The organism is Serratia sp. Sp408 (genome assembly GCF_057180665.1).
The window spans coordinates 1,360,798-1,378,045 of record NZ_JBXUFT010000001.1; the positions used below are offsets into that span (position 1 = coordinate 1,360,798).

Consider the following 17,248-nt stretch of genomic DNA (forward strand, 5'->3'; position numbering starts at 1 on the left):
GAAATTGGCAGGGAAATGAAATTTTGTGCCGGGGCAACGGCGAACCCAGAGGTAGGGTCCTTCACCCCTGGCGCGCGGTGAGCGATCAGTATTCCACCGGGGTATGGCGGGAAATCAGCGAACGCAGCGGGACGCTGCTTTTGATGATTGGCGATTTGATCACGATGTAGCTGAAGTACTTGTCGATGCCGACCTTGGCATCCAGCAGCTGTTCAATCACTTCCTGGTAGTGCTCGATGCTGCGGGTAATAAAGCGCAACAGGTAATCGTAGCCGCCGGTGATCAGGTGGCATTCCATCAGTTCGTCCACTTCGCGGATGGCGTTTTCGAAACGCATAAAGTCTTCACGTCGGTGGCCGGACAATGTGACTTCGGTGAACACAGTTACCGAATCGGTGATTTTGGTCAGGTTGATATGCGCTTCGTAGCCGGTGATAAAGCCGGCGGTCTCCAGGCGTTTGACGCGTTGCAGACAGGGGCTGGGAGAAAGACCCACCGCATCGGCAAGGTTGACATTGCTGATGCGGCCGTCTTTTTGCAGCTGTACCAGAATATTGATGTCAATGCGGTCCAGTTTCATTAAGCCGTTCATAACACCCCTCATTGTTACCAAATTGTTATCTGATGACGATGGTATAGCACGCTTTCTGCCGGCGGCGCCAGCGTTTTACCGCGCTATACCGTCGTCGTGTACCGCAAACAAACATAAGAATATCAATGAGGAAACCGTCTCAGCCCAGCCTGCCGGTGGCGCGGGCCAGCGCAATATCAAAGATGTGCAGCGCCTCTTCCAACTGCGAGTCGCTGGTGACCAACGGTGCGAGGAAACGAACGGTATTACGCTTGATGCCGCACTTGATCAGCAGTAGACCTTCCTGGCTGGCGCAGTCGAGAATACGCTGGGTCAGTGCCGCATCGGGTAATCCGCTTTCGACGTCGATAATTTCCACCGCCTGCATAAAGCCGATGCCGCGCACCTCGCCGATGCAGACATACTTGTCAGCCAATTGATGCAGACGTGCATTAAGTTCGCCACCCAACTGATTGGCGCGCGCCAACAGCGAGCCGTCGGCCAGCAGGTCCAGCACTGCCAACGCCGCCGCACAGGCCAGCGCATTACCGCCGTAGGTGCCGCCCAGGCCGCCCGGGGTGGGGGCTTCCATGATTTCCGCCTTGCCCACCACGCCAGAGATCGGCAAACCGCCGCCGAGGCTTTTTGCCACGGTCACCAAATCCGGCACGATGCCGGCGTGCTGGAAACCGAACATTTTACCGGTGCGGCCAAAGCCGGTTTGTACTTCGTCGCAGATCAGTACAATGCCGTGACGCTGGGTCAGTTCGCGCAATGCCTGCATAAACGCCGGCGATGCGGGCAGGAAGCCGCCATCGCCCTGCACCGGTTCGATAATGATCGCCGCCACGCGTTCCGCCGCTATCTGCACGGCAAACAGCGTATCCAGCGCCTGCAGGCAGTCGCCGTCAGAAATACCGTTAAACGCATTGGGGAACGGCACGCGGTAGATTTCACCGGGGAATGGCCCAAAGTTCTGTTTGTAAGGCTGACTCATGCCGGTTAGCGTGCAGCCTAACAGCGTGCGGCCGTGAAACGCGCCGTCAAAGGCAACGATCCCCGATCGGTTAGTGTATGCGCGGGCGATTTTAACCGCATTTTCCACCGCTTCTGCGCCGCTGGTAAAAAAGACGCTCTTGAATTTTTCACCGGCGCCGACCGCGTTATTCAACCGCCTGGCCAGCTCGATATACCCCGGATAGGCTGCCACCTGGAAGCAGGCGTGCGAGAGCTGTTGCAGCTGTTCGGTGACCGCGGCCACTACCGCCGGATGGCTATGCCCGACGTTCAAGACACCGATGCCGGCGACAAAGTCCAGATAGCGGTTGCCCTCGACGTCCCAGACTTCGGCGCCCTTTCCCTTGGCAATCACCAGCGGGTGTGCGGTGACCACGCCGCGTGCCACGTGTTCTTCCCGCGTGTCCAGGAATAATCCGTTGTCAGAAAATGTCTGCTGCTCAGCCAGTAAATTATCCATCTCTCTTCCTCATCGCATGACAATATTGAGATCAAGTATCGCAATAAGCCTTTTCCTCTTGCTGCCGAAATCGGAATGGCAGCAGCATTAACTGTCGAAATGCGGGCCAATACATGAACTAAATTTTCATCGGCAGCGTTTCACGCACCACTTCGCAGAACCAGCGAATGCCGTAAGGAATGACGTCGTCGTTAAAATCGTAGGCGGAATGATGCAGCGGTCGGCTGTCGGCGGATCCCAGCCACAGATAGGCGCCTGGCCGTGCCTGCAACATAAAGGCGAAGTCCTCCGAGGTCAGCGCCGGCTTCGCCGCCAGCGATGCGGCAAGGCCGGCGTTGTGCGCCGCCCGTAGTGCAATCTCCGCCTGCTGCGGCGCATTGACGGTGGCCGGATAATAGCGCTGGTAGTTGACTTCCGCCGTCAGGCGGTGCGCGGCGGTGACGTGCTGCGCCATGGCGCGCAGACATTGCTCGATGGTGTCTTGCACCTGCGGATCGAAGGTGCGCACCGTACCGGTAATGCTGGCGCTGGCCGGGATCATATTGTGCGAAAAACCGCCCTGCACGCGGGTTACCGTCAGCAATGCCGGTTCGCAGGGATCGACGGCGCGAGCGACGATGGTATTCAGCTGCACCACCAGTTCGCTGGTTGCCAGCAGCGTATCCGCGGTGAGATGTGGCTGGGCCGCGTGGCCTCCACCGCCTTTAACGGTGATGTCGAAGCGATCGGCGGCGGCCATGATCGGTCCCGGACGGGTCTGCGCGGTGCCCAGCGGCAGTTCCGGCCAGTTGTGCAGCGCATAGACCGCGTCACAGGGGAAACGGCTGAACAACCCGTCGTCAATCATCGCCTGCGCGCCCGCCAGCCCTTCTTCTGCCGGCTGGAAGATAAACACCACGCTGCCGTCAAAGGTGCTCGAACCGGCCAACTGCGCCGCAGCGCCCAGCAGTATCGCGGTGTGACCATCGTGACCGCAGGCGTGGCAGCGCCCCGGATAGCGGCTGTGCCACGCCTGTTGCCCGGCATCGTCCATTGGCAGCGCGTCCATATCGGCACGCAGGCCGACGGTGCGTGGGCTGCTGCCACGCCGCAGAACGCCGACCACGCCGGTTTTGCCGACCCCGCAGTGCACCTCGATATCCAGTTGACGCAGGAAGTCCGCCACCATGGCCGCGGTACGCTGCTCTTCGAACCCCAATTCGGGGTGGGCGTGCAGATCGCGCCGCAGCGCGATCAAGTGCTGGTGATCCATTCAATAGCCTCTTGTGCGTTCGATCGTGCCGATCATCGCCTCACCGCGCTCAAAGCGGCGAATATTGTCCAGCAACGCCTGTACCGCACTCTCTGGACGCGTCTGGCTGGCGATGTGTGGCGTAAGCCAGATGGCGGGATGCTGCCAAAACGCATGCCCTGGCGGCAACGGTTCCGGCGATGTCACGTCAATCACCGCGGCAGACAGTTGGCCGCTGTCCAGCGCATCCAGCAGATGTTGATGATTGAGCTGCCGGCCGCGACCGACCTGAACCAGCGCCGCCCCCGGCGGCAATTGGTTGAACAGCGCGGCATTGAGGATGCCCTCGGTGCTGGCAGTCAGCGGCAGCAGGCAGATCAGAATATCGCTGCTGGCGAGGAATGCCCTCAACTGCGCATCGCCAGCGTAGCAGCGTACGCCGTCGATGGTTTTGGCCGAGCGGCTCCAACTGGCGCAGGGATAGCCGAACGCCACCAGCGGCCGCAGCACCGCTTCACCCAGCGTACCGGCGCCCATCACGCCAATCCGGCAGGCGCCGGCGACCGGCGTCGGTTGTTCCTGCCAGCGCTGTTGACGCTGTTGCTGCAGATAACGCGGCATGCCGCGATGCAGCGCCAGTACGGCAAAGGTGACGTATTCCACCATGCCCTGGGTCAGTCCGGGTTCGATCATGCGCACCACCGGCAGTTCAGGCGGCAGGCTGGCATAGTCAAACTGGTCGACGCCGGCACCGACCGAAAACAGCACCTTAAGGTTGGGAAAGGTTTGCATGATATTTTGCGGCGGTTGCCAGGCGATCAGATAATCAACCTGCTGCGGGTCGCCGACCTCGGGCCATTGGCGAAAGGTCGCTTCCGGTGCCAACTGGGCCAGCAATTGGGCCCACTGGCGGCCGCGTGCCGGCTCGGATTTGTAGACGATATTCATCAGACCATTGCCTGGGTTGTCAGCCCGAACGCCAGTATGCGCTCGGGCTGGTATTGCCGCCCGCGGATCATGGTGGTTGGCGCGTCGACCTGCGGCACGCCAAGGGCGTTCAGCCATGTGCCAAGGCCGGATTCGGCATCGGTATCAATGCGCACGAACTGGCCCGACAGCCCGCTCAGCAAAGTGCTGACCAGCAACTGGGCGCGCGGCAGATCGCTGCAGACAATCGGCCCGACCACGTAACCGTGACCAAAGCGCCGCAGACAGGCAAAGCCGCTCACTGCGCCATGCTCTTCCAGCACCAGCACCCGTTCGGCCTGTTCCAGCAGCACCGCCGTCAGCCGTGGACGATGATAACCGTGCGCCTGGCCATCCAGCGCGGTCAGCGCGGCGGCATCGTCATGGCGTGCCGGGCGTAACCTCTGCCCGGCCGGCGGCGGCAGCGGACTGACCTCGCCCAGACTGCGGCACTGGTGCTGCTCGATGGTGCCGGTGGCGACAAAGCCGAGCTTTTCATACAGCCCCTTGCCCGCTTCGGTGGCGTGCAGCCGCACGCTGTGTCCTTCCAGCCGCGTCAGCGCGCTCTGCATCAGGCGTTTGCCAATGCCGTTGCCCTGCGCGTGGTCTGCGACGATCACCAACCCCAGCGAGGCATAGTCATGGCCCCAGCGCCAATAAAGAAGGGTGCCCAGCAGCGTACCGTGCTGTTCGGCAACCAGCCCTTCGCCCAACTGCAACGCCTGTTGCCAGTCTGCTCGGCGGTGTGGCCACTGCAAACGCTGGGTCAGCGCCAGCGCGGCTTCCAGATGGCTTGGGTTCAGGACGTTTATCTCAATGGTCATGCTCTTCTCCTTTACATCATGCCCGGCGCAGCCAGGCCAGAACCGTCTACCAGCCGCGCATAGCGGAACGGCGTCGGGTCGACAATCGGGGTAGCGTCGGTGGCCAGATCGGCCGCCAGCCGACCGGCGCCGGGGCCGATGCCAAAACCGTGCCCGCTGTAACCGGCCGACACGATCAGTCCCGGCAGTTTAGCCACCGGCGAGATCACCGGGATCGCATCCGGCGTGCTGTCGATCATGCCACCCCAGGCCTGCTCTACGCGAATATTCTCCAGTGCCGGGAACTCTCGGCTCATTGCCGCAATGCCCTCCTGCACCATCGCCATGTCGGCGGCGGGATCGAGAATGCGCATCTTTTCAAACGGCGACCTGCGGTCAAACTGCCAGCGAGCTGGCGACTCGGGGCCGTTGATAAAGGCGTCCAACCCCAGTCGAATGGTCAGATTCTTGCGGCGTGCCTTGAACGTCGGATAGAACTGGCGGGCGTAACGCAGCCCCTGCACCCCCGGTGACAGGCGGCCACGGCCGGACACCGACACGGTGTAGCTGCCGTCCAGCTGTGGGCGGCAGGCGAACGACGGCGTATACAGCGGTACGGCAATCGCCTGCTCGATGGGGGCGGTGCGAAATGCGGTACCAATCACATTGCCCAGCGGCAGATCGATACCGTGACGGCGGCAGAACATCGACGTCCAGGCACCGCCGGCGCAGATGACGCGGCTGGTCTTGATCAGTCCACGCTCGGTGACCACCCCGCTGATCCGGCCAGCGGAAATATCCAATCCGCGCACCGCGCATTGCTGGAATACCTCGGCTCCCAGCCGCTGTGCCGCAATTGCCAGTCCGGCGGCGGCCAGCCTCGGCTCGGCGTGCCCGTCGGTGGGCGAAGACACCCCGCCCAGCCACCGACTGGTGCTGCCCGGCGTCATCGCCTTGGCCTGTTCGGCGGTCAGAATGTCGCTGCGCACGCCATAGGCACGGGCCATTTTTCCCCAGTTGTCCCAGGCGTTGATATCCTCCTGATTGCCGGTGGCATATACCAGGCCGCTACGACGAAAGCCGAGTTCTTCGCCGGTTTCTTTGCCGAGCTCCTCCCAGCGCCGCAGCGCATGGATGATCAGCGGCAGTTCCCGCTCGTCGCGATTCTGCTGGCGACACCAGCCCCAGTTGCGGCTTGACTGTTCGCCGCCCACCAGGCCCTTTTCAACCAGCACCACGCTGACGCCCTGTCTTGCCAGCTCATAGGCGGCGGCGGCTCCGGCAATGCCGGCGCCAATCACCACCACATCCGCCGACTCGGGGAAGAATCGGCTGTCCTGTACGTATCGAATCGGTGCGGGCATGTTGTCCTCAACCTCGTTATTGGCATTGTTGTTGGATAGCGGCGATTAACCTGCGATCAATCGGCGTTAAAGCGCAATGTTGTTGGCCTCGTGTTCGTCCAGCCAGCCCTGGCGCAATTCCGGCACGGCACGCTTGAGACGCTCATAATACAGGTCGCTGGACGGTTTATCGTAGTCTGCCCGCGCCACCTGCGTCACCCTATGGCCATTTTTCACCACGATGATTTCATCGCACACCGAGCGTACCGCGTGCAAATCATGGCTGATAAACAGTACCGACAGTCCCAGCTCACGGCGCAGATCGGTAATCAGATCGAGGATCGCCGCCGCCACCACGGTATCCAGGGCGGAGGTCACTTCATCGCACAGTATCAGATCGGGTTCTGCGGCCAGCGCCCGCGCCAGGTTGACGCGCTGTTTCTGACCGCCGGACAGCGTCCACGGCTGGCGATCCAGTACGCTGCGCGGCAGCCTGACCAGCTCCAGCAGGTCGAATAGCCGTCGTTGCAGCGCCGAACCACGCAGGCCGTGAAACAGCCTCAGCGGCCGGGTAAGGATTTTTTCTATGCTGTGCGCCGGGTTCAGCGCGGTATCGGCCATCTGGAACACATACTGGATGCGGCGCAGTTCGTTCTCCGGCCGCTGCTGCATCGTGTTGGCAATGTAATGCCCGTTGAACAGGATATGCCCTTTCGACGGCGTATTGATGCCGGCAATGGCGTGTGCCAGCGTGGTTTTCCCCGACCCGGATTCGCCGATAATACCGATCGCCTGTCCACGATACAGCCGAAAATTGATGTCATGCAGGATCGGGATCTTCGGCTGTCCACTGGCGTCCAGCGGCCCGTAGCCGGCCGACAGATCGCGCACTTCCAGCAACGGCTGGGCGTTGTCTTCCTCGGCGTGCCAAGGGCTTGGACGTACCTTCTGCCGCGCGGCGTCCAACAGCTGGTGGCTGTATTGTGCCTGCGGCGCGCGCAGCAGATCTTCGGTGGAGCCATATTCCGCCATCGTCCCTTTCAGCAGCACCAGGATGCGGTCGGCCATCTGCGCCACTACCGCCAGATCGTGACTGACGTAAATCGCCGTCATGCCGCGCTGACGCACCACGCGCCGAAACGCCTTCAATACTTCGACCTGGGTGGTGACGTCGAGCGCAGTGGTCGGTTCATCCAGGATCACTACCTCGGGATCGCTGATTAACGCCATGGCAGTCATCAGACGCTGTAGCTGACCGCCGGAGACCTGGTGCGGATAACGCTGGCCGATGGTGTCCGGATTGGGCAGCGCCAGTTCACGAAACAGCGCCACGGCTTTTTTTTCTGCCGCGGCACGGCTCATCACATGATGAATCACCACCGGCTCTACCACCTGATCGATAATTTTCATTGCCGGATTAAACGACGCGGCGGCGCTTTGCGCGATATAGGCCACTTTGTTGCCGCGAAACTGACACAGTTGCCTGGCCGACAGCGCGGTAACGTCGGTACCGGCAACGTGGATGTTGCCGCCGGCAATACGACAGCCGTGACGCGCATAGCCCATCAGCGCCAGTGCGATGGTGGTCTTGCCGGAGCCAGACTCGCCGATCAACGCCAGCACTTCGCCCTGCTGGACGCTAAAACGGATGTCGGACACCAGCGGAATTTCGCTGCCGTCATCCGCATGGGCAATAACGCGCAGATTGTCCACCGCCACCATAGGGCGGGCGCCGTGTGCGGTAATATTCATGCAACCCCCTTGGCCGGGCTCAGCGGGCGCATCGCCTGTAGGCTATCGATAAACAGATTGGCGCCGATGGTCAGACTGGCAATCGCCAGAGCAGGCATCAGCACCGCCGGGGAGCCGTCAAACAGCCCCTGCAGATTTTCGCGCACCAGCGTGCCCCAGTCGGCGTACGGCGGCTGGACGCCCAGCCCCAGGAAACTCAGGCCGCTGAGCAGCAGCACGATATACACGAAGCGCAGACCGAAATCGGTGAGCATCGGATGCAGCATGTTGGGCAAAATATCGTGGATGGCGATATAAAAACGGCTCTCGCCGCGCAGCCGCGACGCCTGAACATAGTCCATCGAGCGCAGGTTGGCCGCCATGGCATAGGCGATGCGGTAAGCGCCCGGCCAGTAGGTGAATACCGCGGTGACGATCAGCATCGGCAGCGAGGAGCCAAACACCGCCACGATCATCAGCGCCAGGATCTTGCCGGGCAGTACCAGCATTGCATCGTTGATGCGCCCAAGGATCTCCTCAAGCCAGCGGCCCGCCACCGCCGCCAGCAGGGCCAGCAGCGTGCCGGCCAGACTGGCCAACAGTGCGGCGCTCAGCGCCAGTCCGATAGAATAACGCGCGCCATACAGAATGCGGCTGAACATATCGCGGCCAAGGTAATCGGTGCCCAGCCAGAAGTCTTTGCTCAGGCCGCCGAGCATCGGGCCGACGCCGATATCGTCCAGGCTATGCGGCGCCAGCGATGCGCCAAACAGAGCCAGCAGGATCCACACCAGGGTAATCAGCAGGCCGACTCGCCCGCTGGTGGTCAGCGAGAGAAAAAAGCGCCAGGGTAGCGTTAGCACATTCATTAGCCTCTCCCTTTTGGATTGAAGGCAATGGTCAGGATGTCCGCCAACAGCAGCAGCACCAGATAGCAGACGGCAAACAGCATCACACACAGCTGTACCAGCGGCAGATCGCGGTTGCTGACCGCATCCACCAACTGGCTGGCCAGCCCCGGATAGCTGAAGATGCTTTCGATGATGATCACCCCGCCAAACAGATAGGACAGGCTCAGCGAGATGGCGTTGGCGATCGGCCCGACCGCGTTGGGCAACGCGTGACGCAGCATGGCGCGCAGCGGTGATACCCCCTTGAGGCGGGTCATTTCAAGATACGGACTGTCCATCTGATTGATCAGCGCCGAGCGGGTCATGCGCGCCATCTGCGCCACCAATACGCAACACAGCGTCAGCACCGGCAAGGCGTAGGCTTTCAGATAACTGACCAGATCTGGCGCCGGCGCGCCCAGCGACATGGCCGGCACCCAGTGCAGCTTCACCGCAAAGACGATCACCGCCACGGTAGCCACCAGAAACTCCGGCACGGCAACCACCGCCATGGTGGTCATCATCAGTCCGCGATCGAACAGCGAACCGCGTTTCATCGCCGCCGCCAGCCCAATCACCAGCGCCAGCGGTACCGACACCAGGGTGGTGATCCCCGCCAATTCGAAGGTGGCCGGAATACGCTGGGCAACCAGCTGGGATACTGGCAGATGACTGGCAAACGAGGTGCCGAAGTCGCCGCGCAGCATGCCGCTCAGCCAGTCCAGATAGCGAATCATCAGCGGCTGATCAAGCCCGAGCTGCTGGCGCAGCGCCGCCACCGTTTCCGGCGTGGCACTCTGGCCAAGCATCATCTGCGCCGCATCACCCGGCAGCATGCTGGTCACGAAAAACACCACCGCCGAGACAATCAGCAGAGTCAGGATGCCGGCACCGCAGCGCCGGGCAATCAGGAGGAGCATGTAGCGGTTCATCGCCGTTCTCCTTATCAAATATCAGGATGCCAACCAGGCAAATTCATGAAAGCGGTAGCCCATCATCATGCCGGACGGCCAGGCCTCCACCCCTTTCACCTTGTTGCTGTGCCCGTCCAGCGAGCTGATAAAGGTGGGGATTATGGTGCCGCAGTGGTCATGGATCAGCTGCTGCATATCGCCATACATCTGCTTGCGTCTGGCCTGGTCGCGCTCCCCGCGTGCCGCAGCCACCAGTTGGTCGAACTGGGGATTTTTCCAGCCGGACTCGTTGTTGGGCGCGTCGGACAGATAGAACTGCGAAAACAGCAGATCGAGGGTCGGCCGTGGGTTGATCGAACCGTAGCCCAGTGGATCCTTGGTCCAATGGGTTGACCAGTAGCCGTCATACGGCACGCGCCGCACCTGGAATTTGATACCCGCCGCACGACCGAACTGCTGGATCAACTGGCCACCTTCCACCGAGCCCTCAATATTCTGGGTCGTGATGATCTCCACGCTGGCGCCCGCCATACCGGCTTTTTTAAAGTGGTATCCGGCTTTTTCCACGTCCAGCGGCCGCTGCGGAATGTCCTGATTGAACATCGGATGCCACGGCGGTACCGGGGTATCGTTGGCCACCTGGCCAAAGCCCTGCATCACCGTTTTCACCATGATCTCGCGGGGTTGCAGATACTTCATGCCCAACACGAAATCCTCGTTGCTGCCGGGTTTCATGTCGGTGCGCAGGATCAGGTTGGTGTACATGCCGGATTTGCTTTCCAGCACGCCAAACTGCCCGGATTGACGCAGGCGCTTGACGTCGTTGGAGGTCAGCGTGGCCACCATATGCAGGTCGCCGGACATCAACGCATTGACGCGGGCGGCCTGATCGGTGACCCCCATCAGCTCGACCCGATCCAGATGCGGCAGACCCGGTTTCCAGTAGTTGGGGTTCTTTACGCCGACGGTGCTGACGCCGGGAGTAAACGACGTGCAGACGTACGGGCCGGTGCCGACGGCTTTACTGAAGTCTTTGGTGCCGTCCTGCAGGATCAGGAATGGGCTGGTCGCCAGCACGGTGGGAATGTCGAAGTTGGGTTGGGTCAGCACCAGCGTGACTTGCGTCGGGCTGGCGGCGGTGATGCTGGCGAACTGCTTCGCCTGTGAAATGGCGGTCGAGGCGACGGCCGGATCCTGATGACGGCTGAGTGAGAACACCACGTCCTGTGCGGTCAATGACTTGCCGTCGTGGAAAACCACTCCCGGACGCAGTTTGATGTGCCAGGTGATGCCGTCGCTGCTGTCGAGTGATTCCGCCAACGCCGGATGTGGCAGCAGTTTGCCGTCCAGTTCGGTCAGGCCGTTGTAAAACATAAACTGGCGCGTATAGTCGCCGCTGTTATTGCCCTTGGCCGGATCCAGCGTATCGGTGGCTGAGGCATTGGCCACGGCAGCGCGCAGCTTGCCGCCTTTGACCGGCGTTTCTGCCGCCATGCCAAGCGACGGGAAACCCACCAGACCGGTGCTCATCAGCGCGCCGGCCGACAGCAGCTTCATCATGCTGCGGCGTGATATCGCCACGTCGGCGATCGCCTGGGTTAACGATGGGGGAACACGGCTAAATTCTTTACGAAATTTACTCATCTGTACACCCTCAAAATGAAACGTTAGATAGTCAGGAGAGCCGGTCCTTAGCCTTGTAATACCAGCCCGCTACGGGCAAAAACCACGGTTTGCCAAAATAGCCGGGCAGCGCCGGCCAGCCGTCACGCAACCACGGGTTATCAGCCGGTTTTTCCGCCAGCAGGTCGGCCATCACGCGTCCCATCCACACCGACATCTGCGTACCGTGTCCGCTGTAGCCCAGCGAGTAGAACACCCCGTCCTGTTCGCCGGCGTGCGGCAGGCGATCGGCGGTCATATCCACCAGACCGCCCCAGCAGTAATCGATCTTCGCCGTGGCCAGTTGCGGGAACAGCCTGCTCATTCCCGCCTGCAACACGCTGCCGCTGCGGGCGTCCGAGGTCGGGTTGCTGATGGCAAAGCGTGCCCGCCCGCCAAACACCAGGCGGTGGTCGGCGGTAGTACGGAAATAGTTGCCAACGTTCAACGAGGTCACGCAGGTACGGTTGTTGGGTAGCAGCGACGCCAGTCGTTCCGCCGGCAGCGGTGCGGTAACGACGATAAAACTGCCTACCGGTACGATGCGTCGCTGGAACCAGCGAAATGGCCCCCTATTGGAGCAGCCGGTAGCCATCAGCACCTTTTCGGCGACAATCTCGCCCTGCGGCGTCGCTACGCGGTGGCGATAGCCCGTAAGGCGCGTCAGGCCGGTCACCGGGGTGTCTTGGTAAATCGCCGCCCCACTGCTGGCTGCCGCCTGCGCCAGACCGACGCCAAACTTGCCCATGTGCATCTGACCGCCGCGACGCTGGATCAGCCCACCGTGAAAGGCGGCAGAGTCAACTTCGTGGCGGATCCGATCGGCGCCCACCAGTTCTACCTCGCGATCGACGCTACTGCGCAGCGCCTGATACGTCGCTTGCAGTGCCGGAAAGTGAGACGCCTTGCTGGCCAGCTTGATCTTGCCGGTGCGCAGGAAGTCACAATCAATGTTTTCCTGTTGCACCAGTTGTTCCACATAGTCCACCGCATCGGCGAACGCCCGGTAGTAGCGACTGGCCTGCTCCATTCCACGGCTGGCGACCAGCGAGGCAAAATCCTGCGCTACGCCGGTATTGCAGTGCCCGCCGTTGCGCGCCGAAGCCTGACTCATCACCTTGGCGGCTTCCAGCACCACCACCTTCAGCCCGCTGCGAGCCAGATTCAGCGCCGCCGAGATGCCGGTAAACCCAGCGCCGATCACCACCACGTCGGCGGTAGCGGGCAGCTCACCTTGCGCCGCACCGGTAAACGCCGGTGCCGTTGCCTGCCAGAAAGATTCCAGTTTCATCACCCTGCTCCTGTGCGGGTTACAGACCCACCACGGCCGCAAGACCGCCAATGTCGCGGATTTCGCTATAGCCGTAGTACGGCGTGCCCGGTTCGTGACCACGGTTGACGAATACCTTGTGGACGATGCCCAGATCGTGCGCGGTCATCAGGTCGTAGCGCAGGCTGGATGAGACGTGCAGGATCTCGTCCGGGCCGCAGTTGAGCTTGTCCAGCATGTATTCGAAGCCCTTCATCTGCGGTTTATAGGCGCCGACCTCTTCGGCGGTGATGGTCATATGGATTGGCGCGCCGAGCCGTGGCACGTGATGGGCGATCAACCGGTCGGTGGAATTGGTCAGCAGTACCAGCGGGAACTCGCCGGCCACCCTGGCCAGGCCCGCCGGCACGTCCGGATGTGGTCCCCAGCTGGCGCAGGCGGTCATGATGGCCGCGCTATCTTCAGCGGTACAGGTCACGCGCCATTTGTCACAGGTGCGCTGCAATGCATTGCTCACCACCTGCGGGTAAAGCTTGAAGGCTCCCAGCACTTCATCCAGGCGGTAGCGGGCAAAGTCGGTGGTAAACGCGTGCAGGTTTTCCGCGCTGATGCGATCGGCAAACACGCTGGCCGCCGCACCGGCCATATCGAAGTTGATCAGGGTGCCGTAACAGTCAAAGGTGATAAATTTCGGTTTAAACACAGCCATGACGTTTCCTCTTCGGATGAGTTAAAAATCGATCAGGACACTCTTGTAACGCCGGCAGGCCTCGAACGCCTGGCGGCCCAGATCCTTGCCAATGCCGGAGCCGTGGAAGCCGCCGGTAGGAATGATAAAGTCGCCGGAACGGCCGTAGCGGTTGATCCACACCGTGCCCGCCGCGATGCCGCGCATGGCGCGTAACGCGCGCTCCAGACTCAGGGTGTGCACGCCGGCGCACAGCCCGTAGGTAGGATGAGCGGCCAGCGCCAGTCCTTCGGCTTCGTCATCGAAAATCTGTACGGTCAGCACCGGTCCGAAAATCTCTTCCTGTAGCGCCGGGCTGTCGGTGGTGACGTTGGCGATCAGCGTCGGCTGCCAAAAATAACCGTCGCCAGTAGCATCAAAGCGTTGACCACCGACCAGGATCTCCCCACCTTGCTGACGTGCGGCATTGACGATCTGCTGTACCTTGTCAGCCTGACGGGCGTCGATCATCGGCGCATAACGGCTGTTTTGATCCCAGGTCACGCCGGGGCGGAAACCCTGACACAGCGCTACCAGGCGGGCAATCAGCGCGTCGGCGATGCCACGCTGCACAATCAGCCGGGTGCCGGCGACACAGGCCTGGCCGCCATTGGCGGTAAATCCACGCACTATGCGTTCGGCGACGCGGTTCACCTCTCCGGCATCGTCAAACACCAATTGCGGGCTTTTACCGCCCAGCTCCAGCGTCACCGGTTTCATGCCGTTGAACGCCGCGTCGCTCATGATGCGCGCGCCGGTTTGCGTCGAGCCGGTAAACGACACTTTGCGCACCAGCGGATGTGCCACCAGGGCGCTGCCGGTCAGCGCGCCGCTGCCTTGTACAATGTTGAGCACTCCCGCGGGCAACCCAGCCTGCACCGCCAGTTCTGCCAGCCGAACGGTGGAATAAGGCGTCAGTTCGGACGGCTTGAGCACCACCGCATTGCCGGCAGCCAGCGCCGGGCCGCATTTCCAAGAGGCCATCGACAGTGGGAAGTTCCACGGCGTAATGGCACCAATCACGCCATAGGGCTCGGGAACCAGCATGCCAAGACTGGCATCTTGCGTGGGGAACACGTCACCGCTGTATTTGTCCGCGCACTCGGCATAAAAGCGGATGGCGTCGGCGGTAAACGGAATTTCGTGGTTGACCACGTCGTGGATCGGTCGGGTCGAACCCAAGGCTTCCAACTGCGCCAAGCGTTGGTCACGCTGGATCAGTTCGGCCCAGCGCATCAGTACCGCCGCGCGCTGGCGCGGTGAGCAATGCGACCAGCCGCTCTCCGTTACCGCCCGATCGGCGACGTTGACCGCTTCATCGACCAGTGCGGCATCCGCCTGCGCCAGTTCACCGGCCAGGCGTCCGTCGGAAGGACGCTTTACCGCCAAGCCGCTTCCTTTGCCGCTCAGTTGCCGGCCGTTAATGTAGTGGCCAGCGGGAAGATCAACGCTATCGGGATCGAAACTTAACATCGTTAAATCCTTAAATTTATCGGCTGGTGGAATAATCGTGTACGGCACTGGGGTAAATATCCGCCCTGACATTTTCACGCGCTTATTCACTTAATGCAGAAAGTATGCCAGCCAGTGAAAAAATAAAAATGCGTAAAAAGGGGCTGAAAAAAATTTTATGCCGTAATCCAGGGTGAAATTTCATCGATAAACCGCAATGGTAAATAGATGATTTACATCACAATATAAGCGCACCATCGCAGGGCAGAGTTGTTATAATGCTGCACCAAATAAGTCAGCGCGGCTGCCAACCGCCGGCGGTAGTAAATAGCATCACGCCCGTGGGAATTAATCCGCACGGGCGTGTTAAATGAATGACTGCGATTAATTTCAGCACAGACTGCCAAAATGAAACGCTTTAATTTCAAGATATTCATCAATGCCGTAATGGGAGCCTTCTCGCCCGACGCCAGACATTTTTATGCCACCAAAGGGCGCGACTTCCAACGAGATGGCGCCGGTGTTGTAACCCACCATGCCAAACTCCAGCGCTTCGCCAACCCGCCACGCGCGGCGCAGGTCTTCGGTAAAGAAATAGGCGCCCAGACCATAAGGCGTATCATTGGCCATGGCGATCGCCTGCTGTTCGTTGTCAAACACGAATAACGGCGCTACCGGGCCGAACGTCTCCTCGTGGGCAATGCGCATCGCGGCGGTAACTTCACCCAACACCGTGGGCGCCACAAAATTGCCCTCTCCCTGCATGATACCGCCGGCCAACAGCGTCGCCCCGTGGCTGAGCGCATCATCAATATGCCCATTGACCTTGGCCACTGCCGCCGCGTTGATCAGCGGGCCGAGGGTGCTGTCTGCACTGAAACCATCGCCAACGGTCAGTTTCGCTACGTCAGCCAGCAGCCGCTCGACAAAACGCGGATAGATGCCGCGCTGAACCAGAATGCGGTTGGCACACACGCAGGTTTGACCGGCATTGCGGAATTTGCTGGTCATCACGCCGGCAACGGCGATCTCCAGATCGGCATCGTCAAAGACAATCAGCGGCGCATTGCCGCCCAATTCCAGGCTGAGGCGTTTGATGCTGTCGGCACTTTGCTGCATCAGCAGTTGCCCCACGCGGGTGGAGCCGGTAAAGGAGATTTTGCGTACCGTGCGACTGGCGGTCAGGGTGGCGCCAATCTCCTGCGGCAGACCGGTGAGGATTTGCAGTACCCCGGGCGGGAAACCGGCGCGGGTGGCCAGTTCCATCAGTGCCAGCGCGCAGAGCGGCGTCAGCTCCGACGGTTTCACCACGATTGGGCAGCCGGCCGCTAGCGCCGGTGCTACTTTACGGGTGATCATCGCAATGGGGAAATTCCACGGCGTAATCGCCGCAGCCACTCCTACCGGCTGTTTCAGCACCATAATGCGCCGATCGCCACTCGGGGCGGGGATGGTTTCGCCATAGATGCGGCGTGCCTCTTCCGCAAACCATTTAACGAAGCCGGCGCCGTACAGCACTTCACCCTTGGCCTCGGCCAGTGGTTTGCCCTGCTCGGCGGTCATCAGCGTGGCCAGATCGTCGGCGTTGGCGAGGATCAGTTGATGCCAGTTCTCCAACAGCTGCGCGCGCTGGGCATTGCTGGTTTGCCCCCAGTGATGGCGGGCGGCTTCGGCAAAGGCAATGGCGCGGGTGGTTTCGGCGGCGCCGAGTGCCGGCACCGTGGCCAGTATCTCGCCGTTGGCAGGATTGGTTACCGACAGCGTTTCCCCACCGTCGGCGCTGGACCAGCTACCGGCAAAGAAAGCCTGTTGGCGCAGCAGTTGTCGATCGTTCAAGCGTTGAGCAAGCATAGTGTCCCCCTTTTTCAGCGTAGTTTTTACTCTAGCGAAGTACGGGTAACGATGACTGCGTAATGCCGGCTCGCGGTGAAATCGTGCAGCGGTTTTTCAGTAAGTAACAACATTTTATGCCGAGGACCACCGCAATGCCGGTCAGGCCGGTGCCAGGCTCGGGTCATTTTGATCGCGCTACGTAAAATCTGTTGGCGGTGACGTGGCATGATCCGCCAGATTTATTGCAGCGGCATCATCATTATGTCCAGTTGAATGTCATTTATTACATTTATGTTTCATGGTGACGCCGTCACCCCCACCAGACGCATGGCCAGCGGTTAAAACCTCCGCGAAAAGGGCAATTTTCAAACCAAATAA

14 protein-coding genes are annotated in these 17,248 nt (G+C 61.0%); all 14 read right to left on the minus strand.

Going from position 1 to position 17,248, the window contains the following annotated elements; all coding sequences use genetic code 11:
• Nucleotides 1-85: 85 nt before the first annotated feature.
• Nucleotides 86-592 (minus strand): Lrp/AsnC family transcriptional regulator, encoded by a 507-nt coding sequence (locus tag AC2AXP_RS06440; protein WP_004963106.1) that lies wholly within the window; start codon nucleotides 590-592, stop codon nucleotides 86-88.
• A gap of 139 nt (nucleotides 593-731) precedes the next feature.
• Entirely contained in the window at nucleotides 732-2,048 is a 1,317-nt protein-coding gene (gabT, locus tag AC2AXP_RS06445) for a 4-aminobutyrate--2-oxoglutarate transaminase (protein WP_004963103.1), read from the minus strand.
• 118 nt (nucleotides 2,049-2,166) lie between these two features.
• Entirely contained in the window at nucleotides 2,167-3,300 is a 1,134-nt protein-coding gene (locus AC2AXP_RS06450) for a M20 aminoacylase family protein (RefSeq protein WP_004963102.1), read from the minus strand.
• The gene (locus AC2AXP_RS06455; RefSeq protein WP_484381502.1) at nucleotides 3,301-4,227 is read right to left on the minus strand and encodes a 2-hydroxyacid dehydrogenase; all 927 of its coding nucleotides are present in this window, start codon (nucleotides 4,225-4,227) and stop codon (nucleotides 3,301-3,303) included.
• A complete protein-coding gene (locus tag AC2AXP_RS06460) occupies nucleotides 4,227-5,069 on the minus strand; it encodes a GNAT family N-acetyltransferase (RefSeq protein WP_004963097.1) in 843 nt (280 codons plus the stop codon). The genes AC2AXP_RS06455 and AC2AXP_RS06460 overlap by 1 nt, the downstream gene beginning before the upstream one ends.
• A gap of 11 nt (nucleotides 5,070-5,080) precedes the next feature.
• On the minus strand, nucleotides 5,081-6,412 hold the full coding sequence (locus AC2AXP_RS06465; protein ID WP_198773099.1) for an NAD(P)/FAD-dependent oxidoreductase: 1,332 nt from the start codon (nucleotides 6,410-6,412) through the stop codon (nucleotides 5,081-5,083).
• A 66-nt stretch (nucleotides 6,413-6,478) separates the two neighbouring features.
• Nucleotides 6,479-8,143 (minus strand): ABC transporter ATP-binding protein, encoded by a 1,665-nt coding sequence (locus AC2AXP_RS06470; protein WP_088499690.1) that lies wholly within the window; start codon nucleotides 8,141-8,143, stop codon nucleotides 6,479-6,481.
• Entirely contained in the window at nucleotides 8,140-8,991 is an 852-nt protein-coding gene (locus tag AC2AXP_RS06475) for an ABC transporter permease (RefSeq protein WP_004963089.1), read from the minus strand. Before AC2AXP_RS06475 ends, AC2AXP_RS06470 begins: the two co-directional genes overlap by 4 nt.
• Nucleotides 8,991-9,944, minus strand: a complete 954-nt coding sequence (locus tag AC2AXP_RS06480; RefSeq protein ID WP_088499691.1) for an ABC transporter permease — start codon at nucleotides 9,942-9,944, stop codon at nucleotides 8,991-8,993. The genes AC2AXP_RS06475 and AC2AXP_RS06480 overlap by 1 nt, the downstream gene beginning before the upstream one ends.
• Before the next feature lie 21 nt (nucleotides 9,945-9,965).
• Nucleotides 9,966-11,570 (minus strand): ABC transporter substrate-binding protein, encoded by a 1,605-nt coding sequence (locus tag AC2AXP_RS06485; RefSeq protein ID WP_004963081.1) that lies wholly within the window; start codon nucleotides 11,568-11,570, stop codon nucleotides 9,966-9,968.
• 31 nt (nucleotides 11,571-11,601) lie between these two features.
• The gene (locus tag AC2AXP_RS06490; protein WP_004963076.1) at nucleotides 11,602-12,879 is read right to left on the minus strand and encodes an NAD(P)/FAD-dependent oxidoreductase; all 1,278 of its coding nucleotides are present in this window, start codon (nucleotides 12,877-12,879) and stop codon (nucleotides 11,602-11,604) included.
• A 19-nt stretch (nucleotides 12,880-12,898) separates the two neighbouring features.
• Nucleotides 12,899-13,567, minus strand: coding sequence for a haloacid dehalogenase type II (locus AC2AXP_RS06495; RefSeq protein ID WP_484381503.1), 669 nt, complete (start codon nucleotides 13,565-13,567; stop codon nucleotides 12,899-12,901).
• Nucleotides 13,568-13,588: 21 nt separating this feature from the next.
• Nucleotides 13,589-15,058, minus strand: coding sequence for an aldehyde dehydrogenase family protein (locus AC2AXP_RS06500; protein ID WP_198773097.1), 1,470 nt, complete (start codon nucleotides 15,056-15,058; stop codon nucleotides 13,589-13,591).
• A 369-nt stretch (nucleotides 15,059-15,427) separates the two neighbouring features.
• Nucleotides 15,428-16,888 carry an NAD-dependent succinate-semialdehyde dehydrogenase gene (locus AC2AXP_RS06505; RefSeq protein WP_004963067.1) on the minus strand — a complete coding sequence of 487 codons (1,461 nt, stop codon included), beginning with the start codon at nucleotides 16,886-16,888 and terminating at the stop codon, nucleotides 15,428-15,430.
• Between the last annotated feature and the right edge of the window lie 360 nt (nucleotides 16,889-17,248).

What these genes read in the sequence shown, in the direction of transcription:
- AC2AXP_RS06455 (WP_484381502.1), bottom strand. Translation starts at nt 4,227, where the DNA reads ATGAATATCGTCTACAAATCCGAGCCGGCACGCGGCCGCCAGTGGGCC.
- AC2AXP_RS06475 (WP_004963089.1), bottom strand. Translation starts at nt 8,991, where the DNA reads ATGAATGTGCTAACGCTACCCTGGCGCTTTTTTCTCTCGCTGACCACC.
- AC2AXP_RS06485 (WP_004963081.1), bottom strand. Translation starts at nt 11,570, where the DNA reads ATGAGTAAATTTCGTAAAGAATTTAGCCGTGTTCCCCCATCGTTAACC.
- gabT (WP_004963103.1), bottom strand. Translation starts at nt 2,048, where the DNA reads ATGGATAATTTACTGGCTGAGCAGCAGACATTTTCTGACAACGGATTA.
- AC2AXP_RS06480 (WP_088499691.1), bottom strand. Translation starts at nt 9,944, where the DNA reads ATGAACCGCTACATGCTCCTCCTGATTGCCCGGCGCTGCGGTGCCGGC.
- AC2AXP_RS06505 (WP_004963067.1), bottom strand. Translation starts at nt 16,888, where the DNA reads ATGCTTGCTCAACGCTTGAACGATCGACAACTGCTGCGCCAACAGGCT.
- AC2AXP_RS06440 (WP_004963106.1), bottom strand. Translation starts at nt 592, where the DNA reads ATGAACGGCTTAATGAAACTGGACCGCATTGACATCAATATTCTGGTA.
- AC2AXP_RS06495 (WP_484381503.1), bottom strand. Translation starts at nt 13,567, where the DNA reads ATGGCTGTGTTTAAACCGAAATTTATCACCTTTGACTGTTACGGCACC.
- AC2AXP_RS06490 (WP_004963076.1), bottom strand. Translation starts at nt 12,879, where the DNA reads ATGAAACTGGAATCTTTCTGGCAGGCAACGGCACCGGCGTTTACCGGT.
- AC2AXP_RS06450 (WP_004963102.1), bottom strand. Translation starts at nt 3,300, where the DNA reads ATGGATCACCAGCACTTGATCGCGCTGCGGCGCGATCTGCACGCCCAC.
- AC2AXP_RS06470 (WP_088499690.1), bottom strand. Translation starts at nt 8,143, where the DNA reads ATGAATATTACCGCACACGGCGCCCGCCCTATGGTGGCGGTGGACAAT.
- AC2AXP_RS06465 (WP_198773099.1), bottom strand. Translation starts at nt 6,412, where the DNA reads ATGCCCGCACCGATTCGATACGTACAGGACAGCCGATTCTTCCCCGAG.
- AC2AXP_RS06460 (WP_004963097.1), bottom strand. Translation starts at nt 5,069, where the DNA reads ATGACCATTGAGATAAACGTCCTGAACCCAAGCCATCTGGAAGCCGCG.
- AC2AXP_RS06500 (WP_198773097.1), bottom strand. Translation starts at nt 15,058, where the DNA reads ATGTTAAGTTTCGATCCCGATAGCGTTGATCTTCCCGCTGGCCACTAC.